The organism is Variovorax sp. Root434, assembly GCF_001426595.1.
Taxonomy (GTDB): domain Bacteria; phylum Pseudomonadota; class Gammaproteobacteria; order Burkholderiales; family Burkholderiaceae_C; genus Variovorax.
The window spans coordinates 76,959-101,221 of record NZ_LMEK01000006.1; the positions used below are offsets into that span (position 1 = coordinate 76,959).

The 24,263-nt window shown below is 65.6% G+C and carries 19 protein-coding genes and 1 pseudogene; 11 read left to right on the plus strand and 9 right to left on the minus strand.

Going from position 1 to position 24,263, the window contains the following annotated elements; genetic code table 11:
- Nucleotides 1-34 precede the first annotated feature (34 nt).
- The 6 genes from ASD05_RS07115 (at nucleotide 35) to ASD05_RS07140 (ending at nucleotide 6,221) form a co-directional block, all read left to right on the plus strand.
- On the plus strand, nucleotides 35-1,045 hold the full coding sequence (locus ASD05_RS07115) for an ABC transporter substrate-binding protein (protein ID WP_056589632.1): 1,011 nt from the start codon (nucleotides 35-37) through the stop codon (nucleotides 1,043-1,045).
- A gap of 32 nt (nucleotides 1,046-1,077) precedes the next feature.
- Nucleotides 1,078-2,196, plus strand: a complete 1,119-nt coding sequence (locus ASD05_RS07120) for an LLM class flavin-dependent oxidoreductase (RefSeq protein WP_056589635.1) — start codon at nucleotides 1,078-1,080, stop codon at nucleotides 2,194-2,196.
- A 147-nt stretch (nucleotides 2,197-2,343) separates the two neighbouring features.
- Nucleotides 2,344-3,162: a class II aldolase/adducin family protein gene (locus ASD05_RS07125; RefSeq protein WP_056589637.1), complete on the plus strand. Its 819-nt coding sequence runs from the start codon at nucleotides 2,344-2,346 to the stop codon at nucleotides 3,160-3,162.
- A 14-nt stretch (nucleotides 3,163-3,176) separates the two neighbouring features.
- Nucleotides 3,177-4,148 carry an ABC transporter substrate-binding protein gene (locus ASD05_RS07130; protein ID WP_056590379.1) on the plus strand — a complete coding sequence of 324 codons (972 nt, stop codon included), beginning with the start codon at nucleotides 3,177-3,179 and terminating at the stop codon, nucleotides 4,146-4,148.
- Nucleotides 4,149-4,507: 359 nt separating this feature from the next.
- Entirely contained in the window at nucleotides 4,508-5,206 is a 699-nt protein-coding gene (locus ASD05_RS07135) for a fumarylacetoacetate hydrolase family protein (protein ID WP_056589640.1), read from the plus strand.
- Nucleotides 5,207-5,303: 97 nt separating this feature from the next.
- Entirely contained in the window at nucleotides 5,304-6,221 is a 918-nt protein-coding gene (locus ASD05_RS07140) for a helix-turn-helix transcriptional regulator (protein WP_082571994.1), read from the plus strand.
- A gap of 49 nt (nucleotides 6,222-6,270) precedes the next feature.
- Here ASD05_RS07140 and ASD05_RS07145 read toward each other — a convergent pair whose 3' ends face one another.
- From ASD05_RS07145 to ASD05_RS07175, 8 genes and pseudogenes are all read right to left on the minus strand, one after another.
- Complete coding sequence (locus ASD05_RS07145; RefSeq protein ID WP_321165097.1) at nucleotides 6,271-7,320, minus strand: DUF6708 domain-containing protein; 1,050 nt, start codon at nucleotides 7,318-7,320, stop codon at nucleotides 6,271-6,273.
- 200 nt (nucleotides 7,321-7,520) lie between these two features.
- Nucleotides 7,521-8,639: a hypothetical protein gene (locus tag ASD05_RS07150; protein ID WP_056589644.1), complete on the minus strand. Its 1,119-nt coding sequence runs from the start codon at nucleotides 8,637-8,639 to the stop codon at nucleotides 7,521-7,523.
- A gap of 115 nt (nucleotides 8,640-8,754) precedes the next feature.
- Nucleotides 8,755-9,861, minus strand: coding sequence for a DUF6708 domain-containing protein (locus ASD05_RS07155; protein ID WP_056589646.1), 1,107 nt, complete (start codon nucleotides 9,859-9,861; stop codon nucleotides 8,755-8,757).
- A 10-nt stretch (nucleotides 9,862-9,871) separates the two neighbouring features.
- A complete protein-coding gene (locus ASD05_RS07160; RefSeq protein WP_056589649.1) occupies nucleotides 9,872-12,535 on the minus strand; it encodes a T6SS effector BTH_I2691 family protein in 2,664 nt (887 codons plus the stop codon).
- Between the two features lie 19 nt (nucleotides 12,536-12,554).
- Complete coding sequence (locus ASD05_RS07165) at nucleotides 12,555-13,517, minus strand: DUF4123 domain-containing protein (protein WP_162248882.1); 963 nt, start codon at nucleotides 13,515-13,517, stop codon at nucleotides 12,555-12,557.
- 118 nt (nucleotides 13,518-13,635) lie between these two features.
- The gene (locus ASD05_RS31035; RefSeq protein ID WP_414930040.1) at nucleotides 13,636-14,331 is read right to left on the minus strand and encodes a DUF2345 domain-containing protein; all 696 of its coding nucleotides are present in this window, start codon (nucleotides 14,329-14,331) and stop codon (nucleotides 13,636-13,638) included.
- Nucleotides 14,326-16,091, minus strand: a pseudogene (locus tag ASD05_RS07170) (type VI secretion system Vgr family protein); the annotation flags it as partial. The gene ASD05_RS31035 and the pseudogene ASD05_RS07170, both read right to left, overlap by 6 nt.
- Before the next feature lie 281 nt (nucleotides 16,092-16,372).
- Nucleotides 16,373-17,869 carry a PLP-dependent aminotransferase family protein gene (locus ASD05_RS07175; protein WP_056589656.1) on the minus strand — a complete coding sequence of 499 codons (1,497 nt, stop codon included), beginning with the start codon at nucleotides 17,867-17,869 and terminating at the stop codon, nucleotides 16,373-16,375.
- A 104-nt stretch (nucleotides 17,870-17,973) separates the two neighbouring features.
- Between ASD05_RS07175 and ASD05_RS07180 the strand changes: the two genes are divergently transcribed.
- Nucleotides 17,974-18,690, plus strand: coding sequence for a GNAT family N-acetyltransferase (locus ASD05_RS07180; protein ID WP_056589658.1), 717 nt, complete (start codon nucleotides 17,974-17,976; stop codon nucleotides 18,688-18,690).
- 22 nt (nucleotides 18,691-18,712) lie between these two features.
- Here ASD05_RS07180 and ASD05_RS07185 read toward each other — a convergent pair whose 3' ends face one another.
- On the minus strand, nucleotides 18,713-19,558 hold the full coding sequence (locus tag ASD05_RS07185; protein WP_056589661.1) for a symmetrical bis(5'-nucleosyl)-tetraphosphatase: 846 nt from the start codon (nucleotides 19,556-19,558) through the stop codon (nucleotides 18,713-18,715).
- A gap of 23 nt (nucleotides 19,559-19,581) precedes the next feature.
- Here ASD05_RS07185 and ASD05_RS07190 point away from each other — a divergent pair, with 23 nt between their 5' ends.
- Genes ASD05_RS07190 through ASD05_RS07205 form a run of 4 tightly spaced genes read left to right on the plus strand, consistent with a single transcriptional unit; the run spans nucleotide 19,582 to nucleotide 24,256 of the window.
- A complete protein-coding gene (locus tag ASD05_RS07190; protein WP_056589664.1) occupies nucleotides 19,582-20,895 on the plus strand; it encodes a hemolysin family protein in 1,314 nt (437 codons plus the stop codon).
- 9 nt (nucleotides 20,896-20,904) lie between these two features.
- Nucleotides 20,905-21,888 carry a lipopolysaccharide kinase InaA family protein gene (locus tag ASD05_RS07195; RefSeq protein WP_056589667.1) on the plus strand — a complete coding sequence of 328 codons (984 nt, stop codon included), beginning with the start codon at nucleotides 20,905-20,907 and terminating at the stop codon, nucleotides 21,886-21,888.
- Nucleotides 21,889-21,921: 33 nt separating this feature from the next.
- On the plus strand, nucleotides 21,922-22,902 hold the full coding sequence (locus tag ASD05_RS07200) for a hypothetical protein (RefSeq protein ID WP_056589669.1): 981 nt from the start codon (nucleotides 21,922-21,924) through the stop codon (nucleotides 22,900-22,902).
- 7 nt (nucleotides 22,903-22,909) lie between these two features.
- Nucleotides 22,910-24,256 carry an adenylosuccinate synthetase gene (locus ASD05_RS07205; protein WP_056589672.1) on the plus strand — a complete coding sequence of 449 codons (1,347 nt, stop codon included), beginning with the start codon at nucleotides 22,910-22,912 and terminating at the stop codon, nucleotides 24,254-24,256.
- Nucleotides 24,257-24,263 lie beyond the last annotated feature (7 nt).

A 24,263-nucleotide genomic window follows, 5' to 3' on the forward strand; every position in this document is an offset into this window, starting at 1 on the left:
CGCTTCCGCTGCCCGTCTGGTTACGGTCCGGTGGATGAAAACAGACTTCTTTCTTGACCGGCGCCGCCTGCTGCAAGCCGCCGCCGCGTGGGGCACGGCTGCGACCGCCGGAGCAGCGGGCCTGGCCCAGGCTGCGTCGCCGTCGCGCGACCTGTCGGGCGTCACGCTGCGCGTGGGCACCTACAAGGGCCTCTGGCGGCCGCTGCTCACCGCTTCGGGCCAGGCCGACACACCCTACAAGATCGACTGGCGCGAGCTCAACAACGGCGTGCTGCACATCGAGGCCATCAACGGCGACGCGCTCGACCTGGGCTCGGGCAGCGAGATTCCACCGGTGTTCGCGGCGCGGCAGAAGTCCAGCGTGAAGCTGGTGGCCGTGACGCACGAAGACCTGAACAACCAGGCCACGCTGGCGCGCAAGGATGCACCCATCCGCAGCATCGCCGACTTCAAGGGCAAGCGCGTGGGCTACGTGCGCGCCACCACCTCGCACTACTACCTCGCCAGGCAGCTGGCCGAAGCGGGCCTGTCGTTCAGCGACATCCAGGCCGTGAGCCTCACGCCGTCGGACGGCCTCTCGGCCTTCGCGCGCGGCGATCTCGATGCCTGGGCCATCTATGGCTACAACGGCCAGTTGGCGCGCACGCAGTACGGCGCGCGGGTCATCAAGACCGGCGTGGGGTATCTCTCGGGCAACTTCCCCATCTACGCCAATCCGCGCGCGCTCGACGATGCATTGCGCCGTGCCGCGCTGGGCGACCTGCTGCAGCGACTGCAACGCTCCTTCGCGTGGATCAACGGCAACTTCCTGGCCTACGCCCGCGCGCAGTCGGCCGAAACGCGCGTGCCCGTGGGCGACATCGTCGAGCTCTTCAACCGCCGCAGCGGTGAGTACAGCCTCGGCCCCGTCAGCGATGCGGTCGTGCGCAGCCACCAGGACGTGGCCGACACCTTCCTGAAGATCGGCGTGCTCGACGGTCCGGCCGACGTCAAACCGCTGTGGGACCGCAGCTTCGAGAACGTGCTGCGCCTGCCCGCCGCCTGACATCCATTTTTCCATTCACGAGGACAAGAACCATGAGCCAGCAACACCAGGGCGGCGTCGAATTCATCGGCATGATCCAGGGCCAGAAGGTCTCGGAGATCCACGCCGCCAAGGGACCGTCGATCGACCGCGACTACGTGCGCGCCTTCGCGCAGGCCCACGAGAAGGCCGGCTTCGACCGCGTGCTCGTGCCGCACCACTCGACCAGCCCCGACGCCACGCTCACGGTGGCGTACGCCGCCTCGGTCACCGAGCGCATCCATTTCATGCTCGCGCACCGCCCCGGCTTCGTCGCGCCCACGCTGGCCGCGCGGCAGTTTGCCTCGCTCGACCAGTTCAGCGGCGGCCGGCTTGGCGTGCACTACATCTCGGGCGGCTCCGACGAGGAACAGCGCCGCGACGGCGACTGGCTCGATCACGACCAGCGCTACGCCCGCACCGACGAATACCTCGAGGTGCTGCACAAGGTATGGACGGCCGACAAGCCCTTCGATCACGAAGGCGCGCACTACCGCTTCCAGAACGCCTTCTCCGAAGTCAAGCCGGTGCAGACGCGCGGCGGCAAGCCGCATGTGCCGGTGTATTTCGGCGGGGCTTCCGAGGCCGCGATTCCGGTCGCGGGCAAGTACGCCGACGTGTACGCGCTGTGGGGCGAATCGCTCGACCAGGCGCGCGAGCTCACCACGCGCGTGCGCGCCGAGGCGGCGAAGCACGGGCGCGGCGTGCGCTTCTCTGTGTCGTTCCGTCCGATCCTGGCGGAGACCGAAGAGGCTGCCTGGGCGCGCGCGGAGAACATCCTGGCGGAGACCAAGCGCCTGCGCGTGGTGCAGGGTTACAACCGTGGCGGTCCGCAGCAGAGCGAAGGCGCGAAGCGTTTGTTGGCCGCGGCCGAGAAAGGCTCGCGGCTCGACAAGCGGCTGTGGACCGCGGTCGCGCAGGAGATCGGCGGCCGCTCGAACAGCACCGCGCTGGTCGGCACGCCGGAGCAGGTGGCCGATGCGCTGCTCGACTACTACGACCTAGGCGTGACGACCTTTCTGATCCGCGGCTTCGATCCGCTGGAGGATGCGCTGGACTATGGGCGCGAGCTGATTCCGCGCACGCGGGAGTTGGTGGCGCAACGCGCTGCGTCCATCCGCAAAGCTGCGTGAGTCATGAATTTCTCCCTCCCCCTCTGGGGGAGGGCAGGGGTGGGGGCAAGCGGCGTTCAACACCGTCATGGCTTTGAAGCCGTCGAGCCCCCATCCCAACCTTCCCCCAGAGGGGGAAGGAGCAAAAACCGAATACCTGGAGTGCCCATGAGTGCCGTTCTTTCCATCGACCGCCACGCGTCGCTGAAGCTCAACCCGAACCCGCAGCAGAAATACTGGTTCGACCCGATCCCTGCGCGCCCCACCGTCCAGGCCGAGCGCCGCCATCGGCAGGAGCGTCTGGCCGGCGCCTTCCGCCTGTTCGCGCGCTTCGGCTTTGCGCAGGGCCTGGCCGGCCACATCACCGCGCGCGACCCCGAGTTGAGCGACCACTTCTGGGTCAACCCGCTCGGCGTTCATTTCTCGCGCATCAAGGTGTCCGACCTGCTGCTCGTCAATTCGAAGGGCGAGACCGTCATCGGCGACAGGCCGCTCAACAAGGCTGCCTTTGCCATCCACGCCGCGATCCACGAGCACAACCCGAAGATCGTTGCGGCTGCCCACACACATTCGACCTACGGCAAGGCCTGGTCCACGCTGGGCCGCAAGCTCGACACCCTCACGCAGGACAGCTGCGTGTTCCACGACGACGTGGCGCTGTTCGACGATTTCACCGGCATGGTGGTCGGCACCAGCGAGGGCGACCGCATCGCCCACGCGCTGGGCGACCGCAAGGGGGCCATCCTCAAGAACCACGGCATCCTGACGGCCGGGCCTACGGTGGAAGCCGCTGCGTGGTGGTACATCGCGCTCGACAACGCCTGCCACACGCAACTGCTCGCCGAAGCCGCCGGCAAGCCGCAGCCCATCGACGAAGAAACCGCACGCCACACGCACAGCCAGATCGGCGGACCTGAAGGTGCGATCCATTCCTTCGACAGCCTCTACGAAGGTCTGCTTGAAGCCGAGCCCGAACTCCTGCTGTGACGATGGGCATTGCCATGAACTTCAGCACATCCATTGCCCACGGTTCCCGCCGCCGGTTTCTCGTCCAGGGTGCATCGGTTGCCGCCGCTGTCGCCCTGCCGGGAGCGGTTGCCGCACAGGGCCGTCCGGTGCTCAAGGCCGGCGACCAGAAGGGCGGCCTGCGCGCGTTGCTCGAAGCGGCGGGCGGGCTCGAGGGGCTCGGCTACGACATCCAGTGGTCGGAGTTCCCGGCCGCGGCACCGCTGGCCGAAGCACTCAATGCCGCTGCGGTCGATTCGGGCCCGATCGGCGATGCGCCGTTGATCTTCGCGCTGGCGGCGGGCACGCGCGTCAAGGCCATAGGCGCGAACCGCTCCGACTCCTACGGAACGGCCGTGCTGGTGCGGCCCGACTCACCGCTGAAGACTGCCGCCGACCTCAAGGGCAAGAGCATCGCGACGAACCGCGGCTCCATCGGCCACTACGTCACGCTGAAGGCCATCACCTCGGCCGGCCTCAAGCCCGAGGACGTGAACATCCGGTTCCTCGCGCCCGCCGACGCCAAGCTCGCGCTCACGCAGGGTTCGGTCGATGCCTGGGCCACCTGGGAGCCGTACACCGCATTGGCCGAGGTCAGCCACCATGCGCGCGTGCTCGTCAGCGGGCGCGGCCTGCTGTCGGGTCTCAGCTATCTCGCGGCCACCGACAGCGCCATCGCGGCCAAGCGGCCCGTGCTGCAGGACTTTTTGCAGCGCGTGGTGAAGGCGCAGCTCTGGTCGTACCGCAACGTCGACGCCTACTCGGCCGCGCTGGCGCGCATCATCGGCATTCCGCCCGAGGCGGCGAAGCTGCAGTTCGAGCGCCGCCAGCAGAAGTGGGTGGCCATCGACGCGCAGGTCATCGCCGACCAGCAGGGCACGGCGGACTTTTACCGGCAGGTCGGGCTTATCAAGCAGCCGCTCGATGTGAAGGGGACCTTCGATACGGGGTTCGGTGCGGCTGGCTAGTAATTCGTGCAGCTGTTCGGGGCGCGATCCCGCCGACGGGGTACCTTGCTCCGCGAATGTCTCCCGCCCTTCGGGCTCCTCCTTTATTTCGCTGCGCAAGGCACCCCATCGGCGGGATCGTTGGACAGAGCGGCCGTTGATCAGCGGCTCACCAGCAGCGTGCCCTGTGCTCAGGGCACCGGGTGCTCCCCGCAGCGAAATAAAGGAGGAGGCCGCAGGCCGGGGGACATTCGCGGAGGGGAGTACCCGGTGGCCTGTGCACGCCCCCCGGAAAAAAACCGAGATGAAAACGTAGCTGAGTCCAAGACTCGCATAGATGCGTCCCCAGGGCGCAGCGCAGTGCTGGCTAGAGTCGTCGAATGACTACCGACACCCTCTACGCCATTCCCCCCGCGCCCGTTCATTCGCTGCCCATCCAGGGCGAACGCGCGCGCTTCCCGGTCAACCGCATCTTCTGCGTGGGCCGCAACTACTCCGAGCATGCCCGCGAGATGGGCCACAACCCCGACCGCGAACCGCCGTTCTTTTTCATGAAGCCGGCCAGCACCATCGTGGCCGATGGCGGCGAGTTCGCGTACCCGACGCTCTCGAACGACGTGCACCACGAGATCGAACTCGTGGTCGCGCTCAAGACCGGCGGGTCGAACATCGCCGCTGCGGACGCGCTGAGCCATGTGTATGGCTACGCCGTCGGCCTCGACATGACCCGCCGCGACCTGCAGGGCGAGGCCAAGAAAATGGGCCGCCCCTGGGACACCGGCAAGGCCTTCGACGGCTCCGCGCCCTGCGGCGAACTGGTGCCCGTGGCCAAGGCCGGCCACCCCGCGACGGGCGAGATCCGCCTCGAAGTCAACGGTACGCAGCGCCAGGTCGGCGATCTGAACGACATGATCTGGAACGTGCCCGACACCATCGCCTACCTGTCGACACTGTTCACGCTGCAACCCGGCGACCTGATCTTCACGGGCACCCCGGCCGGCGTCGCGGCCGTGCAGCGGGGCGACCGCATGCGCGGCACGGTGGCGGGCGTGGGCGCGCTGGACGTCGCGGTCGTCTGAGCTTGAGGGCGGCCTGCGCATCGAGCCGGGCCGGCCTTCCGGGCCGCGAGTTGGCGTACTCTCGCGGGCAGACGCCTGCCGACCCGCCTGTTTTCCGATGCGCACCTCTCCCTCCACGTCCGTCCGCACCTACGGCATGCATGAGCGTGCCGACCACCTCGACTTCGACATCCGCTTCCAGGGTGCGCGCAACGAGCTCACGCTGCCGCATCGGCACGCGTACTTCCAGATCCAGATCGGCATCGAGGGCAACTCGCAGCAGTCCATCGGCGGCGAGGTGCGCCCCTTCGGCCCGCGCCACCTGAGCTTCGTGCTGCCGTACCGGGTGCACGTGATTCCACATCCGCCCGATGCGCTGTATTGCATCGTCAACTTCGACCAGCGCTTCCTGTGGCCCGAACTCGAGGTCGACGCGCTCGACCTCGATGACGTGTCGCTCGCGCGCTATCCCGACCTCGCGCCCTTCCTGTTCCAGGAGTACGTCGACTTCGCCTTCGACGAGGCCGACTTCGCCCGCGTGCGCGGCTGGCTCGACGAGTTGCACACGCTGAACGCGGGCCGCAGCTTCGGTGCCAAGATCGCGATGCGCGGCATCGTGCAGCAGATCATCGCCCTGGCCTGCATGCGCCAGGAGCAGGCGCTGATGCGCCTTTCGCTGCAGCACAACGGCAAGACCTCGCAGCGAGACGCGTTGCAACGCGTGGTGCGCTACGTGCGCGACAACCTCGACAAGCCACTGTCGCTGACCGATGCCGCGGCCGCTGCGTTTCTCTCGCCCAACTACCTTGCCAACCTGCTGCGCAAGGAAACCGATCGCACATTCACCGATCTCGTGACCGAGCGGCGCATCGAGCGGGCGAAGGAATTGCTGTCCTCCACCTCGCTGCTGGTGCGGGAGATTGCGCACCAGTGCGGGTTTGCGGACGAGGCCTATTTCAATCGGCGGTTCCGGCAGTGGGTGGGGAACACGCCGAGGAACTTTCGGCGTGAGCATGTGGTGAGTACGCGGGGGTGATTCGTGCCAAATGGGTTGCGGGCACCGGCGACCATGCAGGGAGTCGCACTCATGCCTTGCGAGACATCGCTTCCTGCAGCGCCTCGGCCGTTCCCCAGTGCCGCAAGAACTCAATCTCGTCGGCCTTGCCCAGCTTGCCTTGCGACCGATAGACGAGCGCTGTCATCACCGCACCCGTTTGCACCGGCTTGTCCTCGGGTTCGCCAATGCCCGAGTCGCTTTGCCACTCCTTTGGGAATACGGGCCATGAGCAGGTGACCTGGCTGAGCATGTGATAAGCGGTTTCCAACACCCCTGGGAGTTGCTCCAGCTTGTACTGGCTGCAACTGGGCTTGCCGCAGTAGGTCGTGTGCTCTTGCCCTATCCGCTCGGGAATGCCCTCCTGGCCAGGACCGTATTCCATAAAGCGACGGATGTACTCCCACAGCGGGGCCGCCTCCTGCTGCATGGGCAGTGTGGGGCCAACGAAGATGGCGTCTTCGCCCTTGGCGTGTGGGTCGTCGGCATCAAAGGGCGGGTGGTAGAGGATGAGCGAGTAGTACGCGGCCTTGCCAGGCGCTCCATTCTTTCTGGCGAGCAGGTCATAGCCGTCCATGTCGACGATGGCACGCAGGCGATCCCAGTCGAATACGGCATTGCCACCGCAGCCTCGTGGTCGAAGAAGGTAGACCTTGCGCGTCACCCGGTTGAAGCGAATGCGGCCTCGCGCATAGGTGAAGAAGCAGGTGCCTACACCCATGATGTCGAACCACAGCCAGAGCAGGACGCAGCAGCCGAGGGATAAGGGAAGAAGTAGAAGCCAGCCAAACCACAGGTCGGCTGACGTGGCTGCGTTTTCGCTCGCTCCCCAAAACAGTAGCACATGGTCAAAAACAACGGGGTGGAGTGCAAACCCGTAAAACCCCCAGAAAATCAATAGGCACGGAAACAGAACGAAGACCGTTCCGATACCTGCTTTCCATTGCCGCTCCCACCCCGAGTTGCACGACTCCAAGTAGGTTTCGTTCTGCGCGTAGAGGCATCGTTCCGGCAGCACTGCTTCACTGAACTCGATACGCTCGACGGGCTTCAATAGTCTCTTGCTGCCGTCGGCTTGCACGCACCTGCGACCTTCCGCGACTGAACGCGTGCGCGCCCGCTGATAGACATGTTCGTTTGGGAACACCCTGTATTTCCTAGTGCATTGGCTGCAATTCAGCTAGGCCGGTTGATGGCCGTTCTCGCGAACGAAAATGGACCTCCCATGCGAAGCTGAAGCCTCGCATATCCCCGAAGATGCCCAGCTACTGGTCGCCGGAATCATGACTCGCGAGACATTGCTTCCTGCAGCGCCTCGGCCGTTCCCCAGTGCCGCAGGAACTCGATCTCATCGGCCTTGCTCAGCTTGCCTTGCGACCGATAGACGAGCGCTGTCATCACCGCGCCTGTTTGAACCGGCTTGTCTTCCGGTTCGCCAATGCCCGAGTCGCTTTGCCATTCCTTCGGGAATGCGGGCCATGAGCAGGTGACTTGGCTCATCATGTGGAAGCTGGTCTCCATGAAGCCCGGCTTTTGCTCCAGCCTGTACTGGCGAGCGTCAGGCTTGCCGCAATAGGTGGTGTAGTCCGGGTGCAGGTAGCGGGCGATGCCCTTGTAGGTGGAAGAGGCGTCGGCCGGAATGTGATCGACCGTGGGGCCGACCTCCATGTACTGGCGGATGTACTCCCACAGATACGCCGCGTTCTGCGTGCCCGAAAGGCCCGGGCCGACGAAGATACAGTCTTCACCCTTTGCACTCGGATCGGCCGAGTCGAAGGGCGGATGGTAGAGCGCCAGCGCCTTGATGGTTTGTTTGGCGCCCGCGCTGGCTCCTTCGGGTTCGAACAGCGCCACCAGGCGCTCCCAGTCCAGCACCACATTGCCTCCGCAGTAACCGGGTCGCAGCACGTACACCTTGCGGGTGAGCCGGTTGAAGCGAATGCGTCCGCGTGCGTCAGTGAAGAAGCAGGTTCGCATGCCCATGTAGTGGAACCACGCGAAGATCATGAAGGCGCTGGCCAAGGCGAGGGGAAGCAACAGGAGCCAGCCGAGCCACAGATCTGTTGACGAAACACGGTCGCTGATCATGAAGAAGAAAATGATCTGCCCGAAAAGCAAAGGATGAACTGCCAATCCACACCACATCCAGATCAGCACGGCAGCCGGCAAGACGACGTAAAGGTTCCCCATCCCTGCACGCCACTGCAAATCCCATCCCGGATTGCATAGTTCCAGGTACGCATCGTTCTGGGCATAGGCCGCTCGGCTTGGCATCTCGATGCCGCGTGCGCCGGAGCGGTGAGTCGGCCAGTGTTTTTGCCCCTCAAGGTTGATATGGGCGCGGCTTTTTTTAGGGGAGCGGTGCCGGGCCAACCGGTAGCTGTTTTCGCGAACGAACATGAACTCCTCAGTTCGGTTGTGGCTCGGCCTGCAAAGCCTCAGATCGATTGCAGTTTGGCCCGCAAAGTCGAAGCCTTGCGTACACCCGCAGATGCTCGGCTATTGATCGTCGGGCTCATGCCTTGCGCGACGTTGCTTCCTGTAGCGCCTCGGAAGTTCCCCAGTGTCGTAGGAACTCGATTTCGTCGGCCTTGCTCAGCTTGCCTTGTGCCCGATAGACGAGCGCTGTCATCACCGCACCCGTTTGCACCGGCTTGTCTTCCGGTTCGCCAATGCCAGAGTCGCTTTGCCACTCCTTTGGGAATACCGGCCATGAGCAGGTGACCTGGCTCATCATGTGGAAGCCTGTCTCCATGAAACCTGGACGTTGCTCAAGTTTGTACTGCTCGGCACTGAGTTTGCCGCAGTAGGTGGTTTGTTCCTGGCCAATGCGTTCGGGAATGCTTGCTTGGCCCGGGCCGTGCGCCATATAGCGGCGGATGTATTCCCACAGTGGAGCAGCTTCACTCGAAGCGGATAGGCTGGGGCCGACGAACAAGCAGTCTTCGCCAAGGCCTCGGGGGTCGTTGATATCGATGGGCTTGCAGTAAAGCACCAGCGCACGCCGTTGCAAGCGGGTGTTCTCACGGCGCCGGAAGATCGTGTCGTAAATCGTCCAGTCCAATACCGCGCATATGCGATCCCAATCGAGCACGACGTTCCCACCGGCGAACTTCGGCCGCAGTACGTAGACCTTGCGTGTAACACGATTGAATCGAATTCGGCCGCGAGCGAAGGTGAAGAATGATGGCCTGATGACTCCAGGGAATACGGAGAGGTGCCAATAGGCATACATCAATGCCGCGCATGGAGACAGGAAGAGCCAGCCGAACCAGATATAGATCGCGCGTGCCTCAAGTGAACCAAACCAGAGAAAAAGTATGTTTCCAGTGAGCAGTGGGTGTATTGCAAGTCCATAGAACATCCATAGCGTCAGAAAAACTGCAGTTCCCACAAAAAGCAACATGGGGACGGCCATCCATTGTTCTGACCAACCCGGATTGCACAGTTCCAGGTACCGATCATTTTGCGCATACACAGACCGGGCAGGGAACTCGGCTGCAGCGTCGGCGCGTTCGTTAACTCGCCACAACCTGTCGGTCTCATCCGCGTGCGCACAACGGCGGCTTTCGACCAATGAGCGCTGGCGAACAATTCGGTAGAAGTTTTCAAATGCAAACATCGGACTTCGATCAGTTGGCCGACTGGAGCTCAGCCTGGACGTTGGCGAACTTCTGGGAGGTTTCCCGCAGATTGGCGTGAATAGGCGTCTTCTTCTTGTTCAATGGGCAATCTGTTAACCAATTGATCCACTCCTCTTCCTTGAGGATTGCAATTGCAATCACAGCGACGACGACCAACACAATGCCGATCAAGCCAAGAATCGCCGCGGCACCTACGCTGAGAAGACCGAAAGCCACGCCGCCAGTTGCCGTAATGGAGAAAAGGGTGCCAGCAATGCTCACAATCTGCGCGATCGCCAATCCATCTTGCTCTCTCTTCATCGACTGCGCGGCATCCGCTGCATCAAACCAAACAGAGATCATCGCTGCCGGCAGCAGAAACTTGAATGCCATCTTCTGCAAGCTTCTCAGTTGAAGGAGGTTCAACGCATCCAGCCCCTTGATCAATGCCTTCTGTTTGTATACGTCGGCGCCCTTGATGCCCTTGAAGATCGTCTCCTCATACGCTTTGGCACGCCAGTCTGCGATCGAACCGATGCTCTGAAAAATGCTGCCTACCATCTCGGTGGCCGTGCGGCCATCTGGATTGACGAAGAGTTGCCCGCCCTTCAACAAGCTGGCGCCGAAGTCAAAAACGCCGGCCAGCATCGCGGCTCGTGAGCCAGGGGCGGCCCTTCTAATGCGATCCGTGGCTGCCTGGCCTGTCTTGCCTCGCTGCGGCGTGGAGAGTTCGGTTAGCTTGGTTGCGCGCGTCCGGGCACGCTTGATGTCCTCGGCACTCAGTTGCAGACGCTGCGCCTCTGTATCCACGGTACGCCCCAGCGTCGAGACGCCCGCGAGCGCCATGTAGCGCATGAGTTGTGCCTCCTTCTTCATAACGGGAAGTGCGTTCAAGCCTGCAACCATTTTGACGCTCATCAAGGACATCACATGAGCAGGCCAGGCCAGCTTGCGCAGCCTGCCGCTCTCGCTGATCGCCGGATACGCTTCTATGAAAGCCAATGCCTTGTCGCCCAGACCGACTTGGCCTGAGAGAAGTTTGAGCTTGAGAGCCAGACCTTCAAGAAAAGGCACGCTTGGATCGGGTTTTAGCGTCTGCGCTTGTGTCGGTGCAGGTTGATGATCCTGTTCGATCGCTTGCTTGAGCGTCGTGCGGTAGATCTCAACATTGAAGCAAAGCATCCGAGAGAGCACATTGTCTTCCCAAACATTTACATGCTCCAGCCACGTACGGCCCCAGGTGTTGCTCTCAAGGTTGTTCATGCATTGCGCCAGTTGCAGGCTCAAACTGGTACCGCCTCCCAATTTGTTTACCTTGTCGCCGTTGCGGCTGTAGCGGTCCATTGCCTTTCCGATCTCTGGGCTGACTAGCCAATTGCCATGATCGAATCCAAGCCTGTCGCGCAGCGCGGAAAGATTGTCGCGTGCAGTCTTATGCGCAAATTTCAAGAAGGTCTGGGCACTGCTGACATCGAAAAGCTTCGCGAACTTGCCATCGATCTCCTTCATGGCTTCGTCTAACTCTCTCTTTCTGTTGTATTCCCGGTTCTCGTTGCGCGTAGCAAGAACTGATGCACGCTCGCGCGGATCGTGCGGCAGCGGCGCATAGAACATCTTGGACTCCTCATAGCCCTTGTTCACTAATGTCACGGCACCCTTCTCGATCAGACCACGCAGGCTTTGCGCGCTGACGGCCGTTTGAAGCACCCATTCGTTCGTGACTCCCGCACCGAACCCATCCGCCTGATGCACCTGCCAATGGGCATAGGTGACCTGCACCTCGGATTGCAGATGCCCCAACTCCTGACAGATGCCGATGGCATCGTTGCAGGCCACCACCGCTCCCTTGTGAACTTGCAAAAACTCGGCCATCTTCCTCAGCCGCTTGCCATGGGCGTTGTCATAGGTCGGGCCGGTGCGTTTTCGGGTGTCGTAGGACACGTCGTCGGTTCCGGTGAAGTCACCCATGGCCGTCACCCCCGGTGTTCGGACTTCCACCTGCTCCTCATAGTCGCCCCAGCCCCGCTCCTGCGCATTGCTTCCCATCAGTCCGTACATCTGCGGCTCGCAGGCATCGCGAACTGCCTCGGTGCTCAACGCACTGAACTCGACCACCTGCCCATTGAGCTGCCCGGGCTGCAGCGTGTCCTTCTGGCTCGTGCTCCCGCCCGCCCATCCCGCAACGTCGAAGCCTTGCATGTACTTGCCCAGGTACGGCTCGATCTCTTTCTTCAAGTGTTCGTAGTCGATCGGGTCCGGGTGGAACATGTAGTCGAGCTTTGTGACGTTCTTTGCGTCACGAATCCACACCATCGAGCTGTTGGCCCCGCGGAACTCCATTTCGCACGCCGGATGGGACTCGGCCGCCTGCGGCAATGTCACCGGAAACTCGCCCAGGTAGCCGTGCGGATGCACGATGTAGCCCTGCCATTCGGGGGTGACGCCCTTGCGCTCGATACGCACGTAAAGATAGCCCGCGCGCAGCATGCGCACGTTGTACAGCGCCGTCTGCATCGAGACGCCTCCGGGTCGGGCTTGCAACTGGCCCATGGGTTGCAGCGGCTTGAGGGCGTTCATGCCTTTGGTTTGCGCGCTGTAGGCCGCCGCATAGCGGACAAAGAGTATGGGCAGGCCTTTGCGATCGCAGTTCTTGCAAGGTGTGGCGCAGGGCATCGGGGCTTTCTTTCTTTTCTTATCTCGCAGAAAAGGCATCGGCGTATGCGGTGCCAAAACGCAGGTCCGGCTGGCGGCGCAACGCGTCCAGGATCCGGGCGAGCAGGGCGGCTTCGCTTGGCGACTGCCAGAAGGCCTCGCGGTTCGCCCCTTGGGTCGGATGTGCTCGCCAGGTGAGGTCGACGAAATCTTCCAGGTTGTCGTCGCTCAGGCCGAGGCTCTGGCCTTGGGCCAGCAGGTGGCTCATTGCGGCGCCGCAGGGTTGCCGGTCGACGGGCACACCATTGCCCGCAAGGCGCGCCCAAACGCGATGGCCCGCCGGCGCGGAATGCGCGGCCTGCCATTGGGGCAGGTCGAAACTCAGGCGGCCGACTGATGACGACAACAGCGTTTCGGCGTCGCCGTCGGGCCTGGCGGATGCCTGGAACCACTCGGGCTCGCGAGATCTGGCCAGGACGTCCTGCTGCACCAAGTCGGCCAAGGACCATGGTCCCCACGGCTGCTCCAGCGTCCACCAGCGCCGCACGGGGCCGAGCCACCGTTGCCGCTGCGCATCGGACAGCACGGGCCATGCGCGTTGCAGCACGCGCGGGTCCTGATAGCGGAAGAGGCGCGCGCTGCCATCGGCGGGCGACAGCTGATCGCTCAGCACCGCCCAATGATCGGCAATGGCCACGGCGATAAATTCACTGAAGAGGACGCCGCACAGGGGTTGCCGCATCTGGCGCTGTTCGGCCTGCACCCAGGCTTGCGCGAGCCATCCGGGCAGATCGTTGGCGACCAGGCGTGCGAGCGCTGGGTGCGGGGATGAATCGGCCCAATGCTCCGGCAACTGCAGCAGGCAGGGCGCATCCTCTTCGCGGTGCTTGAAGTGGCGGTCGGGCACGGCCACGCGTTCCTCGGCCATGCCGGGGTAGTGTTCTTCGAGGGCGCCGGTCAATGCGCCGCCGTGCCAGTTCTCGAGCACGAGATAGGCGCGCAAGGGGCGCCCTCCGGCAGCGTCGAGCACTCGAGCCGCTGCGTTGAAGGCCGATCGCAGTTGCCGGACCAGCGCAACGCAGCGTGGGTCCGAAGGTGTGTTGTCGGGAGGCGTCATCGGGTCAACGTGCCAATGAGCCCGCGCCTTCGTTGGCTGCGCCGTTTTCCCTGAGCTTGCAGTCCGATTCGCTGTGCGGTTTGACCGGCAGGCTGGCTGGCCCGACCAGGCTGTGCGTTGCCGCATGCTCGCGCCAGATGCCCATCGTGCCGTGCTCGATACCATTCGCGTTCCAGCGCGTGTAGCTCGAGCCGCCGTTGATCAGCACCTCGTCCCTGGCGGTGATCGTGATGCGGTGGGCCTCCAGCTTGATGTTCATCTTGGCCAGCATATTGACGCTGGCCTTCAGCGCCCTGATGTCGATGTCGGAACTGCCGGCGGTGAACTTCATGCCCGCCTTGTGGGCGAACAGGCGCACGGCCTCCTTCGCACTGACCAGCAGGCTCTTGCCCGCGCCGATGCTGGCATGCGCGCCGCTGGTGATGGCCGTGTGCTCGCCACTCACGATGTGCGTGCTGCCGGCGGCCGTGGCCTGGATGCCCTCGGGGCTGGCCAGCGTCAGGTGCGGCTCCTGGAATTCGGGGAAGATGCTGTGCTCCTTGTTTCCGCCACGGCCCTTGATGTTGTCGTTCTGTTCCTTGAGCGCCTTGGTCACTGCATCCTGGTCGCCGCTCTCGTGCGCCTTGGCTTCCTGCGCAGCCTGGCTCAGGCCCTCGTGCAGATCACGTGCCTGGGTGAGCCTGGCGGTGGTCTCGCGCATGTCCGTGATGTGGGCCTGGGCGTTCGCGCGGGCCTCGGTGCTCAGCAGCAGGCCGTTCGCGGCGCGCACCGCACCATGCCCGTCGGTGCGCAGTTCGAAGCCCTGGCCCCGGTCATCCTTGCGGCCTTCCACGTCCTCGATGCGCGCGATGTGCCCAAGGCTCAGGCTGGAGCTTTGATGGTCGCTGTTGAGCTGGGCCTGGACCTTGCCGCTCGAATCATCGAGTGCGAGATGGTTGCTGCGGCCGCCGCCCAGTTCCCGGCTGCGGATGCCCGAAAGGTGCTTCTGGTCGGGCAGCTGCCAGGCCGGCATCTCGTCGGCGTTGTGCACACGGCCGGTGACGACGGGGCAGTCCGGATCGCCATTGAGGAAGTCGACGATGACCTCCTGCCCGATGCGCGGCAGCGCGGCCATGCCGAAGGTCGAACCAGCCCAGGCCGTCGACACGCGCACCCAACAGCTGGAGTGCTCGTTGTCCTCGCCGATGCGGTCCCAGTGGAACTGGACCTTGATGCGGCCGTACCGGTCGGTCCAGATTTCTTCGCCGGCCGGCCCCACCACGACGGCGGTCTGCGGGCCTTGCGTGCGCGGCTTGGGTGTCGTGCGCCGCGGGCGCCAGGCGAAGCGCGTGGGCTGGGCATCGAAGGCAAAGTGCTGCACCGAACCTTCGGTCCGACCGACGCCTTCGCTGGCTTCGACGTTTTCCCGGAGGTGGTAGCTCACGCCGAGCAACAGATATTGCTGGTTCTGATCGACCCGCGGGTGGTCGGCGAGCCGCATCGTGTAGCCCGGCGCCAGTTCGCGCAGGTTGGAGCGGCCCCTGGCCCGGCTGCGCTCGCTCAGTTGTTCCTCCGTGCGGAGGCGCGCGTAGTCCTCGCCGTCGCCGTGCTGAATGAAACCACCCGGCCACTCGTAGGCTTCGTGGCTGTCGTGGTCATGGCCGGGCGGCATTTGCTGGCGGCTCGCCAGGTCGGCCTCGGCTTTTCGAAGTCGTAGTCGTCGGTGTAGTGGTGGCCGGAGCGAATCTCTTCGGCCTGCTCCCATGCATGAATGCGCTCGCTGGGCTCCAGGCCTCCCGTCATGCCCGAGTTTTCGTGGGGGTGGTAGCGCACTGTCTCGCCGCCAGGCAAGGGGGCGTGGGAGCAGCCGATGTCGTCGGCAAAGACCAGCACGTGCTGCGCGGCCTCGTGCCGGAAGTAGTAGTAGATGCCTTCGTGCTCGCACAGGCGCGAGACAAAATCGAAGTCGCTCTCGTGGTACTGCACGCAGTAGTTCCAGGTGCGATAGCTGCGGATGAGCTTCAGCTCGAACGGATGGCCGTAGCGGCCGAGGACCGCGCCCAGGATCTCCGGAACGGTCTGGTCCTGGAAGATGCGGAAGTCGCTTCGGCGGGTGGCGAGCCACAGCCATGGGCGCAACCGCACCTTGTAGAACGACTGTCGCGCATCTTCCTGCGAAAGACCGAAGCGCGTGACGATGCCGGCAAGGTAGCGCAGGGCGCCGCTCTCGGTTTCCATCGCGACGGTGGCGGCCTTGCCCAGCAGGGTCTTGGGATCGATGGCGTTGCTGTTGCCCAGCAGATCGACTTCAAAGACGTAAGCCTGGCTGAGCGTCTCTCGACCGACGAGGCGGCGAAATTGCAGTGCTGTGCCCAAGGGCGTCTGGATCGTGACGCGTCGGTTCACGGATGGCGTCCCCACGGGATCGGCAAGATCACCGGGGACGCGACGAATGTTGTCGCAATGGCGTGAGTCACGCACTCTCCCTGCTGTCGTTATTGATTGCTGCTTGCCTGTGAGAGCGAATGGCCAGCTCTCGATGCGTCGTCGTGCACTGCGACAGGACGCTTCAAGCGATTGCAATTATGTGATTCCAATGTTCGGCAACGCGCAGGTTTTGCCTTTTGGCGTAGGGATTCTTGTGGCAGGTATGCCAACAAGTTGACATGCCAAATCAACGCTTGCTTACGACGGATGTAGTCAATGGTCTCCGAGCCCCTTCTTTGTTTAAACGAAAGGACTCTTGAGCCGTGTGATGCTGGCTAATCCTGCGATGCAGCTGCGCGCGCGAACTGTGACAAGCGTTTGACCAGCGGCTCGATCAGCTCCATGGGCGTGTTCCCGTAGCCCAGTACCAACCCGTTGTCCGATGGCGTCGGCCGCATTGCAAACCCCGACAGCGGAAACGGCGCGATGCCATGTCGCAGCGCCTCGGCCGCGATCCGGCGGTCATCGATGCGTGCGGGCAACCGCACCGTCAGATGCAGCCCGCAGTAGCCGCCGTCGATCTCGTGCGGCACCTTGAAATGCCTGTTCAGCGCGAGCCGCAGCGCCTGCTGCCGGTCGCGGTACAGCCGCCGCATGCGCCCCAGGTGCCGGCTGAACTGCCCGCTCTCGATGAAGTCGGCCATGGCCAGCTGCTCGTAGCGATGCCCGCCGCGCAGCATTTCTTTCAGCGGTGCCTGCACGGCCGGCAGCAGCTGCGCGGGCAGCACGAGAAAGCCCAGCCGCAGCGATGGAAACATCGTCTTGCTGAAGGTGCCGACGTAGAGCACGGGCGCGTCGTCCACCAGCCCCTGCATCGCGCCGATGGGCTCGCCCGTGTGCCGGAACTCGCTGTCGTAGTCGTCCTCGATGATCCACGCGCCGTGCTGGCGGGCCTGCGCGATCAGCGCGAGCCGGCGCGCGATGCTCAGCACCGAGCCGCCCGGGTACTGGTGCGAGGGCGTGGTGTAGATCAGCCGGGGCGGGTGCTTTTGCCAGTCGCGCTCGTTCGCGCACAGGCCTTCGGCGTCGACCCGCACGGGCACGATGCGCATGTCGCCCGCGTGCATGGCGGCCTTCACGCCGCGGTAGCCAGGGTCTTCGACCCAGCCGGTATCGCCGGGGTTTGTCAGCAGCCGCACGCACAGCGAGATGGCCTCTTGCGCGCCTTCGGCGATGACGACCTGTTGCGGCTCGCAGCGCACGCCGCGCGCCACCGACAGGTGCCGCGCGATGGCCGCGCGCAGCGGCGGTTCGCCCAGCGGGTCGCCGTAGCTTAGTGCCAGGGAGCCGCCGAAGCGGATCGCGCGGTCGAGCGAGCGCCGCCATGCGGCCAGCGGAAAGTGCGACAGCGCGGGTACGCCGGGGCGCAGCGCGGCGCCTGTGTCGGCGCGCGAAAAGCTCGGAGCGATCTTCGCGAGGCGCTGCGCGGTGGCCGGTGCGCCGGGTGGCCTGGCTGATCGCTCGCGCTCGCGTTTCGATGGCGCCGGCGACGAAAGCTCGGTCACGCGCGTGCCCTGCCGGTCGGGCCGCACATAGCCTTCGGCTGCCAGATGCTCGTAAGTCGCGGTGACCGTGTTGCGCGAGATACCCAGCGCCTCGGCCAAGGCGCGCGAACCCGGCAGGCGGCTGCCGGGCGCGAGGCTGCCATCGAGGATGGCGCTCGTGAGCCGGTCGTGCAACTGGCGTTGCATCGGGCCGGCCTCGGGTTCGCGCGAGAGCGGGGAGTCGAGCAGGGCGGACGAGAGAGAAGGGCGGGTAGATCGTGGCACCATGAAATTGCTCTTTCATGGCACTTTCCGTGGCGCCACGTTGGGGGTACTTTAGCGGTCTTCGGCCCAGCCGCTCACCTCTTCATCCAATGAAAGTGCCTTCACCCATGTCCGCCCACCAAAACGAGTTCGGCCAGTCCATCGGTCCCGATCTTCCCGAATGGACGCCGCGCGCCCAGCCGCCGCGTCGTGTGGTCGAAGGCCGTTTCTGCAAGCTCGAACCGATCGATGCCTCGAAGCACGCCGACGATCTGCACGCCGCCTACGCGCAGGCCCCCGATGGGCGCGACTGGACCTACCTCGGCGTCGAGCGCCCCGCCGAAGCGGAGGGCACCCGCGCCTACATCGAGCGCATCGCGAAGAGCACCGACCCGCTGCACTTCGCCGTCATCGACAGGCAAAGCGGCCGCGCCGTGGGCTCGCTGGCGCTGATGCGCATCGACCCGGCCAACGGGGCCATCGAAGTGGGGACCGTCAATTTCTCGCCGCTGCTCAAGAACACGCCGATGTCCACCGAAGCGCAGTACCTGCTGATGAAGCTCGCCTTCGACGAACTCGGCTACCGCCGCTACGAGTGGAAGTGCGACAACTTCAACGAGCCATCGAAGCGCGCGGCGCTGCGGCTGGGCTTCAAGTACGAGGGGCTGTTCCGCCAGGCGGTGATCTACAAGGGCCGGGGCCGCGACACCGCGTGGTTCTCGATCATCGACAGCGAGTGGCCCGCGCTGCGCACAGCCTTCGAGCGCTGGCTGGCCCCCGGCAACTTCGACGCGCAGGGGCGGCAGCGCATGTCGCTCGACAAGTTCCGGCTGCCTTCTTCCTGAGTGAGTCGCGCCGGGCCGGAGTCTATTTGCCCGGCTTCTGCGACTGCTCGCAATCGACCTGGATCAGCTCGCGCTCGTCCAGCGTCGCGCCGATGCGCACCGCGCTCAGGCAGCCGCCCCACACGCAGCCGGTGTCGATCGAGAGCAGGTCGGGCCGCGACAGCCAGCCCAGCGTCGACCAGTGGCCGCACGCGATCGTGGCCTTGGCCGTCTTGCGCCCGGGCACGTCGAACCACGGCATGTAGCCTGCGGGCGGGGCGGCCGCGCTGTCCTTGGCCTCGAACTCCATCACGCCTTCAGGTGTGCAGAAGCGCAACCGCGTCAGAGCATTGACGATGGCGCGCAGCCGCGCGCTGCCCGTGAGCGTGTCGTGCCATTGCGCCGGCTCGTTGCCGTACATCGACATCAGGAACTCGCCCAGCGCCGGCCCGCGTAGCACCGACTCGACCTCGGACGCCAGCGCCAGCGTGTCGCCCACCGTCCACTGCGGCAGCACGCCCGCATGCAGCATCAGCAGGTCGCCGTCGCCAATGCGCATGTGCAGCGCCATGTGCTGGCGGCGCACCCATTCGAGCAGCGCCTCGCTGTCGGGCGCGGCCAGCACTTCGGCCAGCGTGTCCCTGCGGCCGGCCTTGCGCGCGCCGTGCGCCACGCCCAGCAGGTGCAGGTCGTGGTTGCCGAGCAGGCTCAGCGCCGAGGCGCCGTAGCCCTGCACGCGGCGCAGCACCGCGAGTGAATCGGGGCCCCGGTTGACCAGGTCGCCCAGCAGCACGATGGTGTCGCGGCTGGGGGAGAAATCGATCTTCTGCAGCAGCCGACCGAGGGGGGCGTCGCAGCCTTGCAGGTCGCCAATCAAGTAAAGTGACATTCCCTCATTCTCTCCCTCAGTTCATGGATGTCTTCCTCCTGGCCTTGCTGACCACGCTCAACGCGTTGTTCGCAATGTCCGAAATGGCCCTTTCCACCAGCCGGCGCGCACGTCTTGCGGCACTGGCCGAAACGGGAGACACCGGCGCGGTGGCCGCGCTGAAGCTGATGGAGTCGCCCACGCAATTCCTCTCGACGGTGCAGATCGGCATCACCTCCATCGGCATGCTCAGCGGCATCGTGGGCGAGGCCGCCTTTGCCGAGCCGCTCGCGGTCTGGATGGAAGGCGTCGGCATGGGGCGCGGCACCGCCAGCGTCGCGTCCACCGCGGTGGTCGTCACCTGCATCACCTTCTTCACCATCATCTTCGGCGAGCTGGTGCCCAAGCGCATAGGCCAGCTTTACCCCGAGCCGGTGGCGCTCTGGGTGTCGCGCCCCATGCGCGGGCTGGCCAAGGGCGCAAAGCCTTTCGTGTGGCTGCTGGCGGGCGCCACGGCCACCATGCTGAAGCTGCTGCGCATCGACGCCAACGCGGCCCGTTCTGTCACCGAGGAAGAAATCTCGGCCAGCCTCGAAGAAGGCGTGGACGCCGGCGTCATCGAACAGCACGAGCACCAGATGGTGCGCAATGTGTTCCACCTCGACGACAGGCGCCTGTCGTCGCTGATGATCCCGCGCGCCGACATCGAATGGCTCGATGCTTCGTTCACCGTGGAGCGGGCGCTGCAGCAGGTTGCCGACGCGGCCGAGCTCAACCTCGTGCATTCCTGGTACCCCGTGTGCCGCAACTCGCTAGACGACGTGGTCGGCGTCGTCAGCGTGGCGCAGCTGCTGCGCCTGGGCTCGGCGCACCGCGGCGTGCTGGGCCAGGAGGCGACGCCGGCCGTGTTCGTGCCCGAGACCCTCACCGGCATGGAGCTGCTGGAGCAGTTCCGCGCCCGCGCCGGCCGCCTCGTGTTCGTGGTCGACGAATACGGCGTGGTGCAGGGCCTCATGACCCCGCGCGACCTGCTCGAAGCCATTACCGGCGAACTGCAGCCCGGCATGCAGACCGATGCCTGGGCGCGCGAGCGGGCCGACGGCGTGTGGGAGCTCGACGGCCTCATGCCCGTGTCGGAGCTGCGCGCGCGCCTGGGCATCCGCGAATTGCCCGATGAAGAGCGCGGGCGCTACAACACCGTGGCCGGTTTGCTGATGTCCGTGTCGGGCCATCTGCCCGAGGTGGGCGAGCGCATCGACTGCGCCGGCTGGTGCTTCGATATCGTCGCACTCGAAGGCCGCCGCATCGACCGGGTGCTGGCGTCGCCCGACCCGACGGCGCCGCCCAAGGAAGATTGAGGCGAGGCCATGCTGTCGCTGCTCGCTCTCAGCTGCCCCCAATGCTCCGCGCCGTTGCCGCGCGCTGCCCGCTGGCGCACCGTCAACTGCAGTTACTGCGGCGCCACCGTCACGCGAGGCACGGAAACCGTCGAGCGCGAGAGCTTCCGCGCCGCGCTGCGCCGGGCCAATGCCGACGTGCCCGGCGGCCGCATCCTCACATGGCGCGGCGCGCGCTACCGCGTGCTCGCACTGCTGGCCACCGGTGAGCACAGCGAAGTGCTGTTCGCCGAACGCCTCGGTGCACTGCCCGAGCGCGTCACGCTCAAGCTCGCGCGAGACAGCGCCGCCAACAGCGTGCTGTTGCGCGAAGGCGCGGTGCTCCAGTCGCTGCAAGACCTGCCGGTGCCGGGCGCTGCCTATTTCACCCGCCGCCTGCCGCAGCCGCTGGGCCTGGGCATTGCCGAAGGCCTGGGCGACGGTGCCCGCCAGGCGCTGGTGCTGCGCCACCCGGCAGGCTTCTGGGGCAGCCTGCAAGACGTGCAGCAGGCCAACGCCCAAGGCATCGATCCGCGCCACGCCGTGTGGATCTGGCGCCGCATGCTCGAAGTGCTGGCCTTCGTGCACGGTGCCGGCTGGACGCACCGCGACCTGTCGCCCGCGCATGCGCTCGTGCATCCGCGCGACCATGGTGTGCTCGTCATCGGCTGGTCGCGCGCGCAACATGCGAGCGGCGCGGCCCACAATGCCGCCGCCGCACGCGACCTGATGCAAGCCGCCTGGACCGTGCGCGCCGTGCTGCACGGCGGTGCGGCCGGCGAGCCAGGTTTCGGCGCTCACACACCTGCGCCGCTCGTGGCCTTGCTGCGCCAGTGCAGTGAAGACAGTGCCGCCTGCCAGCGCCTTGGCGCGCAGGGCATCGAGCAAGCGCTCTCCACCGCGTCGCGCGAAGCCTTCGGCGCGCCGCAGTTCGTTCATTTCGATCCCGCGCCGCCGCACCGCACCGGCGCCTGAACCGCACACACGCACCAAGCTAGGAGTCACTTCATGGGCTACGGAAACTACTCGCATGCCGCCCACACGGCACTCATCGCCGACCGTGCCACCAAGCCGGGCGCCGAGGTCTTCACCCAGCGCTCCACCCATCCGCTGATGAACCCGCAAGGGCTGAAGGTGCGCGAGTCGCGCGACAACGCCGATCATCCGAACTCGCTGGGCATCGTTTTCGCGCTCGACGTCACGGGCTCCATGGGCGACATTCCGCAGACGCTGGCGCGCAAGGAGCTGCCCACCTTCATGAAGCTGCTGACCGACTGCGGCGTGGCAGACCCGCAGCTCATGTTCATGGCCATCGGCGACGCCACCTCCGACCACGCGCCGCTGCAGGTCGGCCAGTTCGAATCGACCGCCAACCTCATGGACCAGTGGCTCACCTGGAGCTATCTCGAAGGCGGCGGTGGCGGCTCGGGCGAAGAGAGCTACGAGCTCGCCTTCTACGTCATGGCCCAGCACACCGACATGGACTGCTGGGTCAAGCGCAAGAAGCGCGGCTACCTGTTCGTCACCGGCGATGAACTGCCGTACCCCGCCGTCTCGCGCCACCAGATCGAAGGCCTCATCGGCGAGAAGCTCGACGAGGACATTCCCATCGAGGAAGTCATCGCCGCCGCGGCCGAAACGACGAACCTGTTCTTCCTGATTCCTGACGCCCAGCGCCGCCGCCGCTGCGAGCCGCGCTGGCGCGAACTGCTGGGCGATCACGTCATCTGCATGGATTCACCGGACGACGCCTGCGCCGTGGCCGCCGGCATCGTCGCCCTCACCGAAAAAGCCGTGCCCAGCCTCGACGCGCTGGCCGGCGTGATGGGCGGCACCGGCATGGCCAGGGAACGCGTGGGTGGCGTGATGCACGCGCTCGACGGCTATGCCGCGCTGCTCGATCCGACTGCGCCGCGCCGCGCGCCGCCGGCCGTGGCCATGGACGCGGCAGGCCCGCGCTCCTCGTGGTGGAAGCGGCTCTTCGGCTGATGACCGAGTGAGCTCCGGCACCGCAGCGGCGGCCACGCGCTACGTCTCGCTGCTCGGCCTCGGCTTCGGGGACTGCGGCAAGGGGCTCTTCACAGACCACCTGTGCGGCGCGCTGCAGGCCCATACCGTGGTGCGCTTCAACGGTGGCGCGCAGGCCGGGCACAACGTGGTGCTGGCGGATGGGCGGCATCACACCTTTTCGCAGTTCGGCGCCGGCAGTTTTCATGCGGGCGTGGGCACCGTGCTCGCGAGCCCGGTGGTGGTGCATCCGACGGCGCTGCGCTTCGAGGAAGCGGCATTGCGGCGGGTGGGCGTGGAAGATGCGTTCTCGCGCCTGCTGATCGATGCGCGCTGCCGCGTGACCACGCCGTTTCACCAAGCCGCCGGGCGGCTGCGCGAATGGGCGCGGGGGGAGGGCGCGCACGGCAGCTGCGGCGTGGGTGTCGGCGAAACGGTGCGGCATGCGCTCGCCGCACCCAATGAAGCGCTGCACTACGGCGACCTGTCGCAGCCGGCCCTTGCCTTGGAAAAACTGGAAGCCTCGCGCGCTGCGCTGCTTCGCGAGTTCGCGCACGCGGCGCCCTTGCATGCCGATGGCGCGCGGGAGCTGTCGGTGCTCCAGGACGGCTCGCTCGCACAGCGCTGGCTCGATGCCGCCGCGCCGTGCCTGGCGCAGTCGCCGCCTGCGAGGGCGGACCGCATCGCCGAGCGTCTTGCGCGGCCCGGCGCCGTGGTCTTCGAGGGCGCGCAGGGCGTGCTGCTCGACGAGTGGCGCGGGTTCCATCCGCACACCACGTGGAGCACCATCTCGACGGCGGCGGTCGAGGCCGTGCTGCGCGACGTGGGCATCGACGCACCCGTGCAGCACCTGGGTGTGCTACGCAGCTATCTCACGCGCCATGGCCCGGGACCGCTGCCCACGCACGACCGGGTGCTCGATGCGCGGTTGCGTGAACCGCACAACGCGGACGAAGGCTGGCAGGGCGTGTTCCGCAGGGGCCACCCCGATGCGGTGCTGCTGCGGTACGCGCTGGATGCGGCTGGCACGCTCGACGGGCTAGTGGTGAGCCACCTCGATGCGGTCGAAGGCGCGGGGCTGCGCTGGTGCGCCGGTTACCGCACGGCGGAGGCGGGCCGCCTCGCGTCGTTACCGCTCGGCGGCGTGCGCGATCTCGACCATCAGCACGCATTGACCCGACTGCTGCAAGGCGCCGAGCCGATCTATGAGCCGCACGCCGTCGCAAGCCCGCATGCATGGGTGGCGTACGCCGAGGCATCGAGCGGCTTGCCCGTGCGCTTCGGCGCTTTCGGCCCTACGCGCGAAACCGTGCGCGACCGCAAGCATCTTCCTTGAGAGACTT